Below are 13,393 nucleotides of genomic sequence, written 5' to 3'. Positions count from 1 at the left end.
TCAGGCGGCCGCCGGCAGGCCGGTCTCGGGCAGGGCCGGCCGCGTCGCTAGCGCCTTTTCCATGACCGCGTCGAGCTCGGCCTTCTCGGCAGCGTCGAGCGCGAGGCGCGGCGGGCGGGTCAGGTCGGTGCCGCGGCCGAGATACTTTTCGCAATACTTGATCGCCTGCACGAGATCCGGGCGGGCGTCGAGATGCAGGATCGGCATGAACCAGTCATAGAGCGGCATCGCCTCGGCATAGCGGCCGTCGCGCACCAGGCGGAACAGCGTCTCGCCTTCGCGCGGGAAGACGTTGGACATGCCCGAGACCCAGCCGACGGCGCCGAGCGCCACGCATTCCAGCACCACGTCGTCGAGGCCGCAGAAGGGGATGAAGCGGTCGCCGGTCATGTTGCGCACATCGACGATACGGCGGGTGTCGCCCGACGAATCCTTGAAGGCGACGATCGTGTCGATGTCGGCGAGCCCGGCCAGCATCGCCGGCGTCACGTCCGTGCGATAGCTCGGCGGGTTGTTGTAGATCATGATCGGCGTGTCGGTGGCGCGCGCGATCGTGGTGAAATGGTCGAGCGTCTCGCGCGGCTTGGCCGGATAGACCATGGCGGGCATGACCATGAGGCCGTTGACGCCGACGCGGGTCGCCTCGCGGGCATAGGCCGAGCCCAGCGCGCTGGTATACTCGGCAAGGCCCGAGATTACCGGGACGCGGCCGCGGGCGGTGGTCACCGCCATCTCGACCAGCGAGACCTTTTCGGCCTGCGAGAGCGAGCAGTTCTCGCCGACCGTGCCGCAGATGATGAGGCCGGAAACGCCGTCGGCGATCAGCGCCTCGATCACCTTGGCCGTCGCCTCGAGATCGACGGAGAAATCCGCGCGGAACTGGGTGGTCACCGCCGGAAATACACCCTTCCAGCTCTCTTTCGGATTCATCGTCGCTGTCCCTCTGCCTCGATCTCGTCGTGTCGACAGTTTGTATTTATCTCATCGGGCGTCGTCCGGCAAGCCGGTCCCGCCAGGTCCGTCCCGGCCATGAAAAAACCCGCCGGGCGGAGGGCTCCGGCGGGTCTTGTCGTGCGGTAGGGGAATGGCCGGCTCAGGCCGGAACGGCTTCGAGCTTCTTGGCGATCATGCCGCGCAGCGTGCCGAGATCCTTGGCGAACTGGCGGATGCCTTCGGCGAGCTTCTCGGTCGCCATCGCATCCTCGTTGAGATGCCAGCGGAACGCCTTCTCGTCGAGCTTCAGCAGCGGGCCGGCTTCGCCGGGATTGGCGGCGTCGAGCTTGCGGGTCAGCGTGCCCTCGTCGGCGGCAAGCTTTTCCAGGAGCGCCGGCGAGATGGTCAGCCGGTCACAGCCTGCCAGCGCTTCGATTTCGCCCGTTGAACGGAACGAGGCGCCCATCACGACGGTCTTGATGCCGTGCTTCTTGTAGTAGGCGTAGATCTGGCGAACCGACAGGACGCCCGGATCCTCTTCCGGCTCGAAGGTCTTGCCCGTCGACTTGACGTACCAGTCGAGGATGCGGCCGACGAAGGGCGAGATGAGGAAGACGCCGGCATCGGCGCAGGCGGCGGCCTGGGCCATCGAGAAGAGCAGCGTCAGGTTGCAGTCGATGCCTTCCTTCTGCAGCACCTCGGCGGCGCGGATGCCTTCCCAGGTCGAGGCGAGCTTGATCAGGATGCGCTCGCGCGGGATGCCGAGCGCGGCATAGTCGGCGATGATCTCGCGGGCGCGGGCGAGCGAGGCCTCGGTGTCGAAGGACAGGTCGGCATTGACCTCGGTCGAGACGCGGCCGGGGACGAGCTTCGAGACTTCGGCACCGAACAGCACCGGCAGCCGGTCGGCGACGGCGGCCGCGATCGCCTCCTTGCTGCCGCCCTTCTTGGCGCCCCAGGCGACGGCGCCGTCGATCACGTCCTTGTACTGCGGCAGCTCGGCGGCCTTCAGCACCAGCGAGGGATTGGTGGTGCAGTCGACCGGCCTGAAGGTCTTGATGGCCTCGAGGTCGCCCGTATCCGCGACCACCACCGTCATGGATTTCAGCTGGTCGAGTTTCGATGTCATTGGCGATCCTCCAGAATATCCGCGGCAGTGCGCCGCACAGGCCTATAACCCGGCATATGAGCACCTTGCCGGTCAAATGGAAGCCAAAAATACGACCGAACGGAAAACGGTTGCGTGACGGTTTCGGGCCTGATCCAGTCCGCGCTGCCCGCTCGCCCCGACAGCCCCGCGCTTTTGCCTCGCGCCGATAGGACAACTGCCATGACACGTCTTTCGCTCGCCGGAACATGGACGCTCGCCGATGCCGAAGGGGCGGTGATCGGCGACTGTGCCATTCCCGGCGATATCCATTCCGCGCTGCTCGCCGCGGGCCGCATTCCCGATCCGATGATCGGGCGCAACGAGGCTGCCGTGCAGTGGGTCGGCGAATCGGCCTTCGAGATCGTCCGCCGTTTCGACGTAGCGTCCGGATCGCTCGCCGGCCGCTGGGCGGTGCTCGAGCTCGAATTCGTCGACACCTTCGCCGAGGTGATCGTCAACGGGAAGAGCGTGGCCAGGCTCGAGTCGAGCTTCATCCGCCACCGCATCGACGTGACCGGCCTCGTCGTCGAGGGCGCCAACGAACTGACCCTGCGCTTCTCGCCAGCCGGCGCCGAGGCCAGCCGCCGCGCCGCGCTGCAGCCCTTCCCGATCCCGTGGAGCGTCAACAACAACAAGGTTCCCGACCTCAACATGATCCGCAAGGCGCAGTGCCATGGCGGCTGGGACTGGGGGCCCTGCCTGATGGTGATGGGCGTCTATGCCGAGCCGGTGCTGCATCTCTACGAGACGGCTCGCATCGAAAGCGTCCAGATCCGCCAGCATCACGACGCGCAGGGCCATGTGCGGGCCACCGCCGAGGTGGAACTCGCCGCGCCTGCGACCGCCGATGCCGCGATCCCGGTGACGTTCGAGTTCGCCGGCAGGACCGTGACCGGCGAAGCCCGCGTCGCCGGCGGCATCGGCCGCCTGTCGCTCGATCTCGATGTCGGCAAGCCGGATCTCTGGTGGCCGGCCGGCCATGGCGCTCAGCCGCTCCATGACGCGACCGTCTCGATCCCGGGCGACAGCGTCATCCGCCGCGTCGGCTTCCGCACGCTCGAAGTGGTGACGGAGAAGGACGAGGCCGGCGCCTCGATGATCTTCCGCGTCAACGGCGTCGACATCTTCGCCAAGGGTGCGAACTGGATCCCGGCCGATGCGCTGCCCGCGAAGATCACACGCGAGCGTATCGCGGCGCTGCTCACCGCTGCGGTCGAAGCCAACATGAACATGATCCGCGTCTGGGGCGGCGGCTTTTACGAGTTCGACGCCTTCTACGACCTCTGCGACGAGCTCGGCCTTCTGGTCTGGCAGGACATGATGTTCTCCTGCTCGCAATATCCCTCGACGCCGGAGTTCCTCGATCAGGTGGATGCGGAACTGCGCTACCAGATCAAGCGCCTGTCGAGCCGCCCGTCGATCGCGCTCTGGTGCGGCGACAACGAGGTCGTCGGCTCGCTCACCTGGTATGAGCTCTCCCGCAACAACCGCGACCGCTATCTCGTCAACTACGACCGCCTCAACCGTGTCATCGACCGGGCGGTGATCGAGACCGATCCCGGCCGCCGGTTCTGGCCGTCGTCACCGTGCAAGGGCGAGCTCGACTATGGCGACGCCTGGCACGACGACGGCTCGGGCGACATGCACTTCTGGGACGTCTGGCACTCGAACAAGAATTTCGAGCACTACTATACGGTGAAGCCGCGCTTCTGCTCGGAGTTCGGCTTTCAGTCCTTCCCGTCCATGACGGGCGTCCGCTCCTTCGCCAAGGAGGAGGAGTGGAACGCCACCCATCCGGTGATGGAGTTCCACCAGCGCGACCTGGCCGGCAATTCGCGTATCATCGACACCATGGCCCGCTATTTCCGCGTGCCTTCCGGCTTCGAGCAGTTCGTGTTCCTGTCGCAGCTTCAGCAGGCGCTCGCCATCGAGACGGCGGTCCGCTACTGGCGCAGCCTGAAGCCGCATTCGATGGGCGCGCTCTACTGGCAGCTCAACGATGTCTGGCCGGCGGTCTCGTGGTCGTCCATCGACCATTCGCTGGCCTGGAAGACGTTGCATTATCACGCGAAGCGCTTCTTCGCCCCGGTGGCGGTCGCCGCCCGCATCCTTGACGGCCGCCTCGCGCTGCGGGCCGTCAACGACCGCCATCACGAAGTCCGGCTCGGCGTCCGCATCCGCACGCTCGATCTTTCGGGCGCCCTGCTCGGCGAACGGATCGCGGAGGCCCATCTGCCGCCGGACCGCGCGGTGGATGTCGCGTCGATCGATGCGCCGCGCGCCGATGACCGCTTCTATGTGATCGACGCGCTGGTCGATGGCGTTACCGATCCGACGCTGCAGGTCGTGGTCTTCCCGGACCTGCCGAAGCGGATCGAGATGCCGGTGGCGACGATTTCCGTCACCAACGAGGGTGACGGACGCTTTACCCTGTCCTCGGACGCGCCGGCCTTCTATGTGCGGCCCGAGGCGGCGGCCCATCCGGGCCATTTCGACGATGCGAGCTTCCTGCTGTTGCCGGGGGAGCCGCGCACCGTCACCTTCAAACCGGAGGCCGGCGTTGCGATGCCCCGGGCTGAGGACGTTGCCGTCCATCATCTCGGCGCAACCTGGCGCTGACGGTCCGGCGCAAAGGGTTCCAGAAACGAAGAAGGCCGCGGCGGGTGCCGCGGCCTTCTGATGGAAGCCTGCTGGATCAGACCATCCAGTAGGGCGGCAGACCGTAGTAGTCGTGCACGCGCTTCTCGTAGTCGCGGTCGCCCCAGAGCGGCTCGTCGAGCTCATCGTAGACGGGGCCGCCCTCGAGCTGCTCGCGCGTCAGGTTGACGACATAGCCGCCGAGTTCGACGTCGTATTTGAGGGCGTTCCACGGCAGCGGATGATACTTCTCGCCGATGCCGAGGAAGCCGCCGAACGACATGATGGCGTAGACGACGCGGCCCGAGACCTTGTCAATCATGACGTCATGCACATCGCCGAGTCGCTCGCCGGCGCCGTTGTAGACGGCCGTGCCATCGACCTTGTCGCCCGAAATGAGCGGGTTGATCGGGCGCGTATCGGTGGTGAAGCCGGTGTCGTTGACCAAAGTCATGGTGATCCTCCATCGCTGCTTCTGATGGAAGGTCAACGTGAGCCGGCGCGGATCGTTCCTCGGGAAGAGCGCTTCCGGCAGGCCGGAAGGGCTCTAGGCCCGCCGCGGGCGGCGGACGACCCGCACCTTGCCGCTGGTGCCGCCACCACAGAAGAAGCGCTCGCCGCCGTCGGATTCGAGGCCGGACACTGTCAGCCCCTCCGGCATATCGAGCGTCTCGAGCACGGTCCCGCTCGCCGGATCGATCCGGCGCAATTCGCTCGTTTCGTCCTCCCAGGTGCCATGCCACAGTTCGTCGTCGACGAAGCTGACGCCGGTCACGAAGCGGTCGGAGCGAATGGTGCGGCGGACGGCGCCGGTGTCGGGGTCGATCTCGTGGATGCAGCGCTCGCGGTACTGGCCGACGAACAATGCGCCTTCGGCATAGGCGAGGCCGCTGTCGCCGCCCTTGCCGGGCGCCGGGATGGTCGCGATCAGTTCGCCGGTCGCCGGGTCGATGCGGCGGATAAGGTCGCCGGCGATCTGGTAGATGTGGCGCCCGTCGAAGGCCGTGCCCGCATGGGCAGCGATGTCGATGGCGCCCACGACCGCTCCGCTGTCGGGGTCGAGCGCGGCGAGCCGTTCGCCGGCCGCGAACCACACCCGCTCCCCGTCATAGGTGACGCCACCGATGCTGGGTGCGCCTTCGAACGGGCCATATTCCCGCATCACCTCGGCCTTCGCGCGCTTCATGACATCGTCCCCCTTTCGGTCGGCTCCGAACGGCGCCCATCCTAGCCGCCGGGGGCCGGGCCGGGGAGTAACAAGCTTGTCGGGAAGCCGGGGACCGGCGGTGCCATCCAGCGCCGGGCAGGCCCGCGTCCGACGCTCTGGATCTTGTCGGATCGCGCCAGCACGTCGAGCGCGCGCTGCACGCTGCGGGGGCTCGTGCCGAGCGCAAGGGCGAGCGCGGAGCTGGACCAGGCCTCGCCGTCGGACAGCAGCGCCAGAACGGCGGCGTGCGGCGCGTCAAAGGGCGGGGCCAGCATGATGACGGACCGCTCCGCCGGCATCGACAGACGGTAGCCCGCCTCGGTCGCGACGATATCGGCGAGCGGCGCCAGCGCCTCGCGCAGGCGCCCGATCTCGACCCTCAGCCGGGCGCGATGCGACTCATCGGCCTCCCGGCCACGAAAGGCGTCGCGGATGAGTGTCATGCGGGGAACATCGTCTGGCCAGCCGCCCGCGAGACTTCGGAGAAGTGCGAAGAGAACAGGGCGCGTGCCGAGCGCCACCTGCTCCTCGCCCGAGCGCGCAACGTGGCGGCAGCCATCGACGACCAGCGCCCGCGAGGCGAACAGCGTCTCGACCTCCGCGAGCGCCAGCAGGCGTGTGCCCGTCCTCTCGACCAGCAGCGCCGCCGGCGCATCCAGCATCGCGGTTGCGGCGGCGATTTCGGCCACGAGCGCGGGGATGCCGGCGCGCCGGGCGGCCGCGTCAGCCCGGCGGAGGGCCGCCCGGGCCGCCCTGCTGTCGATGCGGCGGATCGCGAGGCCGGCCTTTGCCAGAGCTTCCGATGCCAGCGTGGCCGGCGGCAGGGCATCGGACGGCGCTTCGGCGTCGAGCAGGGTGGCGGCCTCGGCGAGGCGCCCGAGCAGGATCGCCCGCCGCGCAGCCAGGATGCGGGCATGACGGGCATTCGCATGATCGCCGCGCGCCTCCAGAGTGGCGCGGGCCTCGTCGAGCGGCCTGCCGGGGAATCCGAGGTCGCGCGAGACGAGCGCGATCTCGGCCTCGGCGACGACGCAGCGCGCCCGCGCCACGGTTTCGCGCGGGCCGAACCCGCGCCGCGCCCGTTGCAGCAGCGCCCTTGCGCGCGGGAAATCGCCGAGCTGCGCCATCGCGATGCCGCGCAGCGCCAGCGCCGGCGCATCATCACGCAGCGCCACGCGGTTGAGCGCACCGAGCGGATCGCCATGGGCGAGCGCCAGCGCCGCGGCGTTGATCAGCGAGTCCATTTCGATCGCGCCAGAATTGTCACTCCCGCTCCCGCTCTTCCCGCGGCGAGGATCGGTTCGCGGTCCAGCCGGGCCGCGTTCGCAGCATGGGATGGATGGCAGCAAATGACCAGCAGCGCCTGGAAGGCGTCTTCGGCGGCGTCCCCGTCGTGGTCGGAGCGGATCGCCGGGGGCATCGCGCTCGCCGCGACGCCGCTCTTCGCGGCGATGGCGGTGGCGAGCTTCGCGGAGGAGAGCGGCACCGTGCTCTGCGGGCCCATGCCGGGAACGATCCTGCCCGGAGGCATGGGCCTCATGTACGCGCTCATGAGCGTCGTCCATGCCGGGGCCTGGCTCCGCCGTCTCGCCCGGGTCTGAATCCTCAATTGATCAAGGAGAAGAAAGATGCTCAACACGATCGTCGCGCATGACGACTGGCTGACGGCTCGGCTGGAGCTTCTGGCCGCCGAGAAGGAGTTCACCCGCCAGCGCGAGGTGCTGACCCGCAAGCGCATGGCGATGCCCTGGGAGCCGGTGACGAAGGACTATCGCTTCCTTGGTCCGAACGGGCGGATGTCCCTTTCCGATCTGTTCGACGGCCATTCTCAGCTCATCGTCTACCACTTCATGTTCGGGCCGGACTGGCAGGAGGGTTGCAAGTCCTGCTCCTTCTGGGCCGACAATTTCGACCGTATCCCGATCCATCTCGCGCATCGCGACGTCGCCTTCACGGCCGTCTCGCGGGCTCCGCTGGAGCGGATCGAGGCCTACAAGGCGCGCTTCGGATGGTCGTTCCCCTGGGTGCAGGCCGAGGGCAGCGAGTTCAATTTCGATCATCAGGCGGCATTCACGCCGGAGGAACTCGCGGCGGGGCGCGCCTACTACAATTACGAGATGCGCCGCGTCGGCGCCTCGGACATCGTCGGCATCAGCGTCTTCGCCAAGGACGAGGCGGGCGCCGTCTACCACACCTATTCCTGCTACAGCCGGGGCGTGGAGATGCTGAACGGCGCCTATCACTATCTCGACCTTGTCCCCAAGGGCCGCAACGAGGAAGGGCTCGAATTCCCGCAATCCTGGGTGCGGCGGCGGGATCAGTACTGAGCTCCGCTCGCGCGATCACAGCTCTTCACGCGTCATGGCCGGGCTCGTCCCGGCCATCCACGTTTCTCTCGCGCATGGGACGATATCGGGCCGTCCGCCTCCGGCGGACTGCCTTCTGATGTCAGTTGGTCCAGCCGCCGTCGATGATGTGCATCTGGCCGGTCGTATAGGTCGCGGTCGCGAGATAGATCGCGAGGTCGGCGATCTCCTGCGGCGTGCCGATGCGGCCGATTGGCTGGCGGGCGATGAAGGCGGCGCGCGCCGCCTCGTAGTCGCCCTGCGCGCGGAGGCGGTCCTGCAGAGACGGGCTCTCGACGGTGCCGGGGCAGATGCCGTTGCAGCGGATGCCTCGCGTCACGAAATCGGCGGCGACCGACTTGGTCAGCCCCACCGTTGCCGCCTTGGTGACGCCATAGGCGAAGCGGTTCGGCACGCCCTTCACGGATCCGGCGACCGAGCAGATATTGACGATCGCGCCGTCGCCCTTGGCGAGCATGCCGGGCAGCGTCGCCTTGATCGTGCGCCACATCGACTTGACGTTGAGGTCATAGGCGAAGTCGAGATCGGCCTCGGTCGCCTCTTCGATCGTCCCGGCATGGACGATGCCGGCACAGTTGAACAGCACGTCGACAGTGCCGATTTCGGCAGTAAGCGCGCCGACTTCGGCGTCCTTCAGCACGTTGAGCACGCGCGTCGTCACCTGCGACAGGCCGCCGAGTTCGGCGAGCTTCGCCTCGTTGATGTCGGTCGCGAACACGGTGGCGCCCTCGTGCGCCGCGCTTTCGGCGATGGCGCGGCCGATCCCCTGCGCCGCCGCCGTGACCAGCGCGACCTTGCCTGCGAGCTTTCCGCTCATGAAACGTCCTTTCAGCTTTGGATGAGGAAGCGCGACCCATCGACCGTCATGCGGTCGATCGCGGCAAAATCCCAGGCGATGCCGAGGCCGGCCTCGGCGCTCGGGATGGCATGGCCGTCCTCGATACGCATGCCGGCCGTCGTGAGGCTGTCGAGCTGCGGGATATACTCCACCCAGCGCGCGTTCGGGACGGCGGCGCAGAGCGCGACATGCAGCTCCATCAGGAAATGCGGGCAGACGGCGACGTTGAAGGTCTCGGCCAGATGCGCGACCTTGAGCCAGGGCGTGATTCCGCCGATGCGGGCGACGTCGACCTGCACGATCGAGCAGGCCCGGCGCTGGAGATAGTCGCGGAACTGCGGCGCGGAATAGAGGCTTTCGCCGACCGCGACCGGGACCGAGGTCGAGGCGGCGAGGCGCACATGCCCGTCCACGTCGTCGGCCGGCAGCGGTTCCTCCAGCCAGCCGATATCGACCGCCTCATAGGCCCGCGCCCGGCGGATCGCCTCGTCGACCGAGAAGGCCTGGTTGGCATCGGTAAAGATCTCGAAGCCCGCGCCGACCGCCTCGCGCACCGCGGAAAGCCGCGCGACATCCTCGTGCAGCGGCCGCCCCACCTTGACCTTGGCGCCGGAGAAGCCGGATTCCTTCGCGCGGATCGTGTCGTCGACGATGGCCGCGGTGTCGAGATGCAGCCAGCCGCCCTCGGTCGTGTAGAGGCGGATGCGCTCCTGCGCGCCGCCGGCGAGGATGTGCAGCGGCAGCGACGCGCGGCGGGCCTTCAGGTCCCAGAGCGCGGTGTCGATGGCGGCCAGAGCCAGCGAGGTGATCGCGCCGACGGCGGTGGCATGCGTCATGAAGAGGAGATCGCGCCAGATGCGTTCGATCTCTCCTGCCTCGCGTCCGATCAGCGCCGGCGCCAGCGTGCGCTCGATCAGCGAGAGGATCGCCGGACCGCCGGTGCCGATCGTGTAGGTGTATCCGGTGCCGACAGCGCCGTCGGCATCGGTGATGCGGATGATCGGCGTTTCCTGGCTGACGAAGGACTGGATGGCGTCGACGCGCTTCACCTTCGGCTTCAGGTCCACCATCAGCCCTTCGACACGCGTGATGCGGGCCATGCTTCCCTCCCCAAGGCCGGCGATCCGGCCGGTGCCGCGCAGGCAAAGAGGCCTTCAAGAAGGCCTCGATTATCCACCCTTGAATGGTGTATTCGCATATAAGCGATCCGGGTGGAGGGAAGTCAATCGCTTCCCGTTGCCCTCAGCGACGCGAGAGGGCGGGACGGCCGCCGGAAGAGGCGAGGGGAATGTTCGAAGACGCCGCCGACCGCTATCGCGCCCCCGCCCTCGACAAGGGGCTCGACATTCTGGAGCTGCTCGCCGCAACCGACGAGAGCATGACGCAGGCCGAGATCGCCAAGGCGCTCGGCCGCTCGCCCAACGAGATCTATCGCATGCTCGATCGCCTGGTGCGGCGCGGCTATGTGGCCCGCATCCTCGGCGACCGCTACGAGCTGACGCTGCGCCTCTTCGCGCTTGCCCACCAGCACGCGCCCGTCAGGCGGCTCGTCAGCCAGGCTCTGCCGGTGCTGCGCCAGTTCTCGCGCCGGGCCGAACAGGCCTGCCACCTCGCGATCTATGACCGCGGCCGGGTGATCGTCGTGGCACAGATGGATGCGCCGTCCTACTGGAGCTATTCGATCCGGGTCGGCGCGCGGGTCAGTCTCTACAATACCGGTTCCGGCCACGTTCTGCTCGCCTTCGCGAGCGCCGAGGAGCGCTCGCTGATGGAGGCGGAGCGCGAGATCGGCGCCGACGACCGCGGCCGTCCGGACGATCTCGACGAGCGGCTCGAAGCGGTTCGCGCCCGCGGCTACGAGGCGATGTCGAGCTTCCAGTCGGAATCGGTGTTCAATCTCTCCGCTCCGGTGCTCGGTCCCGGCGAGTCCGCCATCGCGGTGCTGACCTGTCCGTTCCTGCCGCGCGTCGATCGCGCCGACGTTCCCGGTCGCGACGAGGCGCTCGCCATTCTTCTCGACGCCACCCGAGACCTGTCCATCGTCCTCGGCAAGGGCGGCGAGGAATCCTGACCGGCACTCAAGACCAAGAATGGGAGGCACACGCGATGAAGCGCATGGGTTTCGTCCTCGGCATCCGCCCCGAGGCCATTGCCGAATACAAGCGGCTGCATGCCGACGTCTGGCCGAGCGTCCTGGCGATGATCGCCCGCTGCAACATCCGAAACTACTCGATCTATCTGCGCGAGCCGGAAAATCTGCTCTTCGCCTCGTTCGAGTATCACGGCGAGGACTTCGCCGCCGACAGCGCGATCATGGCCGCCGATCCCGAGACGCAGCGCTGGTGGTCGATCTGCGGGCCGATGCAGCTGCCGCTCGAAAGCCGCGCCGAGGGCGAATGGTGGGCGCCGATGGAAGAGGTCTTCCATGTCGATTGAGCGTTCTCTCGTTGGTTGAGGTGAGGGCCCGTTAACGACGCCGAAATTGCGTTCGTACGGGTCTTGCGGTGCACTGATTGCGATGTGCAAGCTGGAGCGTCCGGGAGCCGATTCCTGCAACCGGGGTAGGGCAGTTCCGTGGCATTCCCCGCCGCCAGTCCATGGCAGGCGGGGCCGTTGTGGAGGGCCTTGCCCGGCGGCAAGGCGGCGAGCGGAGGAAATCGCCGCTGCAGTCGGATAGTCATGGTCCCCCGCCCTGTCGCCATCCTGCTCGCCGGCCTCTGGGTCGCTGCGTCCGTCGCCCTTGGCACCCTCGTGGTGGCCCTCGGCTACGAATTCTACGCCTGGCAGGACCGGCACTCCGAGCTTCAGGACCGGGCGCGGCTCGTCATCGCGCGCGCCGAGCAGATCGCCACCGACTCGCGCATCGCCCTGCGTGCCATCGCCCGGCTGAAGACGGTGCCCTGCTCGCCGGAGGACCTTGCCGAACTGAGGATCATCGCCGCGCGGACGACGCAAGTCCTCGATATCGGGCGTATGCATGACGGAAAGGTCCTGTGCGACGGCGCCCGCGGCATGGCGCGCGGCACCGTCCTGCCGGCGACGACGATCCTCCGCGCCGACGGGGCCGCCTTCTGGCCCCAGGTCCAGATTTTCGGCGATCCGCGCATCCATGTGTCGGCGCTGGCCCGCGACGGCGTCATCGTCTTTTCCAGGCCGCGGGCGGCGGGCGAGCTTCTCGACGACCTCGATCGGGCCGAGGTCGCCGGCTGGACCAGGGCGGGCGACCTGATCTTCCGCAGGAACGGGACACCCGGAAGGCTCGTCGGCGCCGAACATGCCCGGGCGAACTATGCCGGCTTCTGGAACGATCACGGCATCCGCAGCTGCGCGAGCGCCAGCGATTTCTGCGTCGAGATCGCCGAGCCGGCGCCGGCGGCGCTGACACGCATGAGCACCACGACAGGCGCGGTCCTGCTCACCGCAGGTTCGGCGCTGGGGTTCGGGGGCCTGTCCCTCGTCTGGTCGCGCAATGCAAGCCGGCGGTCGCTGTCGAGGCGCCTGGCACGCGCCATCCGCAAGGATCAGATCAACGTCCACTACCAGCCCATCGTCCGTCTCTCCGATAGGCGGCTGGTCGGCTTCGAGGCGCTGGCGCGCTGGCATCCGCCATCGGGCGGCGCGATCCCGCCCGACGATTTCATCCCTGTGGCCGAGCGCGACGGCCTGCTGCCGGCCCTCACCGAACGGGTGGTGAGCCGGGCCATCTCCGGCCTCGCGCCGCTTCTCGCCGGCAGCGCGGAGGTCTATCTCAGCATCAATATCGGTGTCGGCTCGCTGTTCGATCCGGAACTGCCGGAACTGCTCGACTATCACCGCCTGCGTTACGGCGTGGACCGCAGCCGGATCGCGCTCGAGATCACCGAACGCGACACCGGCGACATCGAGCGCATCGGCGAGGCCATCCGCTCGCTCCGCGAGGCCGGATACCGCGTCTTCCTCGACGATTTCGGCACCGGCTATTCCAGCCTCGCCTATCTGGCCACGCTGCCGATCGACACGATCAAGCTGGACAAGCTCTTTACCCGCTCCGCGGACAGTGCCTTCGTCCCGGCGCTGGTGCTGCGCCAAGTCTCCCACATGGTCGCGACGCTGGGGTTGAAGATCGTGTTCGAAGGCGTCGAGACCGAGGAACAGGCGCAGGCGCTGGAGGAGCTGACACCGGGAGCGGTCGGCCAGGGTTGGTTGTTCGGTCGACCCATGCCGGCGCACGAGGCGCTGACCCTCGCCTTCGCCTGAGGCGGTCTCCTTTTCCGCCTCAGGCC

At 67.9% G+C, this 13,393-nt stretch carries 13 protein-coding genes; 6 read left to right on the top strand and 7 right to left on the bottom strand.

All coding sequences use genetic code 11. The features are described from left to right. Together QO015_RS08010 and tal are read right to left on the bottom strand one after the other, a co-directional pair. Entirely contained in the window at nucleotides 1–930 is a 930-nt protein-coding gene (locus tag QO015_RS08010) for a dihydrodipicolinate synthase family protein (protein WP_266280207.1), read from the bottom strand. A 163-nt stretch (nucleotides 931–1,093) separates the two neighbouring features. Further along, entirely contained in the window at nucleotides 1,094–2,062 is a 969-nt protein-coding gene (gene tal, locus QO015_RS08005; protein ID WP_266280208.1) for a transaldolase, read from the bottom strand. 201 nt (nucleotides 2,063–2,263) lie between these two features. Here tal and QO015_RS08000 point away from each other — a divergent pair, with 201 nt between their 5' ends. Further along, nucleotides 2,264–4,702 (top strand): beta-mannosidase, encoded by a 2,439-nt coding sequence (locus QO015_RS08000; RefSeq protein WP_266280209.1) that lies wholly within the window; start codon nucleotides 2,264–2,266, stop codon nucleotides 4,700–4,702. 76 nt (nucleotides 4,703–4,778) lie between these two features. Here QO015_RS08000 and QO015_RS07995 read toward each other — a convergent pair whose 3' ends face one another. The 3 genes from QO015_RS07995 to QO015_RS07985 form a co-directional block, all read right to left on the bottom strand. After that, nucleotides 4,779–5,174 carry a PRC-barrel domain-containing protein gene (locus tag QO015_RS07995; protein ID WP_266280210.1) on the bottom strand — a complete coding sequence of 132 codons (396 nt, stop codon included), beginning with the start codon at nucleotides 5,172–5,174 and terminating at the stop codon, nucleotides 4,779–4,781. Nucleotides 5,175–5,267: 93 nt separating this feature from the next. Further along, on the bottom strand, nucleotides 5,268–5,906 hold the full coding sequence (locus QO015_RS07990) for an outer membrane protein assembly factor BamB family protein (RefSeq protein WP_266280211.1): 639 nt from the start codon (nucleotides 5,904–5,906) through the stop codon (nucleotides 5,268–5,270). A 41-nt stretch (nucleotides 5,907–5,947) separates the two neighbouring features. Continuing rightward, complete coding sequence (locus tag QO015_RS07985) at nucleotides 5,948–7,171, bottom strand: helix-turn-helix domain-containing protein (protein ID WP_266280212.1); 1,224 nt, start codon at nucleotides 7,169–7,171, stop codon at nucleotides 5,948–5,950. Between the two features lie 105 nt (nucleotides 7,172–7,276). Here QO015_RS07985 and QO015_RS07980 point away from each other — a divergent pair, with 105 nt between their 5' ends. Next, nucleotides 7,277–7,528 carry a hypothetical protein gene (locus tag QO015_RS07980; protein ID WP_266280213.1) on the top strand — a complete coding sequence of 84 codons (252 nt, stop codon included), beginning with the start codon at nucleotides 7,277–7,279 and terminating at the stop codon, nucleotides 7,526–7,528. Between the two features lie 27 nt (nucleotides 7,529–7,555). Continuing rightward, the gene (locus tag QO015_RS07975) at nucleotides 7,556–8,254 is read left to right on the top strand and encodes a DUF899 domain-containing protein (RefSeq protein ID WP_266280214.1); all 699 of its coding nucleotides are present in this window, start codon (nucleotides 7,556–7,558) and stop codon (nucleotides 8,252–8,254) included. 121 nt (nucleotides 8,255–8,375) lie between these two features. Here QO015_RS07975 and QO015_RS07970 read toward each other — a convergent pair whose 3' ends face one another. Next, nucleotides 8,376–9,110 (bottom strand): SDR family oxidoreductase, encoded by a 735-nt coding sequence (locus tag QO015_RS07970; protein WP_266280215.1) that lies wholly within the window; start codon nucleotides 9,108–9,110, stop codon nucleotides 8,376–8,378. A gap of 11 nt (nucleotides 9,111–9,121) precedes the next feature. Next, nucleotides 9,122–10,231, bottom strand: coding sequence for a mandelate racemase/muconate lactonizing enzyme family protein (locus tag QO015_RS07965; RefSeq protein WP_266280217.1), 1,110 nt, complete (start codon nucleotides 10,229–10,231; stop codon nucleotides 9,122–9,124). A gap of 188 nt (nucleotides 10,232–10,419) precedes the next feature. Here QO015_RS07965 and QO015_RS07960 point away from each other — a divergent pair, with 188 nt between their 5' ends. The 3 genes from QO015_RS07960 (at nucleotide 10,420) to QO015_RS07950 (ending at nucleotide 13,367) form a co-directional block, all read left to right on the top strand. Next, on the top strand, nucleotides 10,420–11,202 hold the full coding sequence (locus QO015_RS07960; RefSeq protein ID WP_266280218.1) for an IclR family transcriptional regulator: 783 nt from the start codon (nucleotides 10,420–10,422) through the stop codon (nucleotides 11,200–11,202). Between the two features lie 35 nt (nucleotides 11,203–11,237). Then, nucleotides 11,238–11,567: an L-rhamnose mutarotase gene (locus QO015_RS07955; RefSeq protein WP_266280219.1), complete on the top strand. Its 330-nt coding sequence runs from the start codon at nucleotides 11,238–11,240 to the stop codon at nucleotides 11,565–11,567. 243 nt (nucleotides 11,568–11,810) lie between these two features. Then, the gene (locus QO015_RS07950) at nucleotides 11,811–13,367 is read left to right on the top strand and encodes an EAL domain-containing protein (protein ID WP_266280220.1); all 1,557 of its coding nucleotides are present in this window, start codon (nucleotides 11,811–11,813) and stop codon (nucleotides 13,365–13,367) included. The last annotated feature ends 26 nt before the right edge of the window (nucleotides 13,368–13,393 follow it).

Source organism: Kaistia geumhonensis (genome assembly GCF_030815145.1).
In the GTDB taxonomy this organism is placed as follows: domain Bacteria; phylum Pseudomonadota; class Alphaproteobacteria; order Rhizobiales; family Kaistiaceae; genus Kaistia; species Kaistia geumhonensis.
This window is presented reverse-complemented; position numbering and strand designations above follow the sequence as displayed.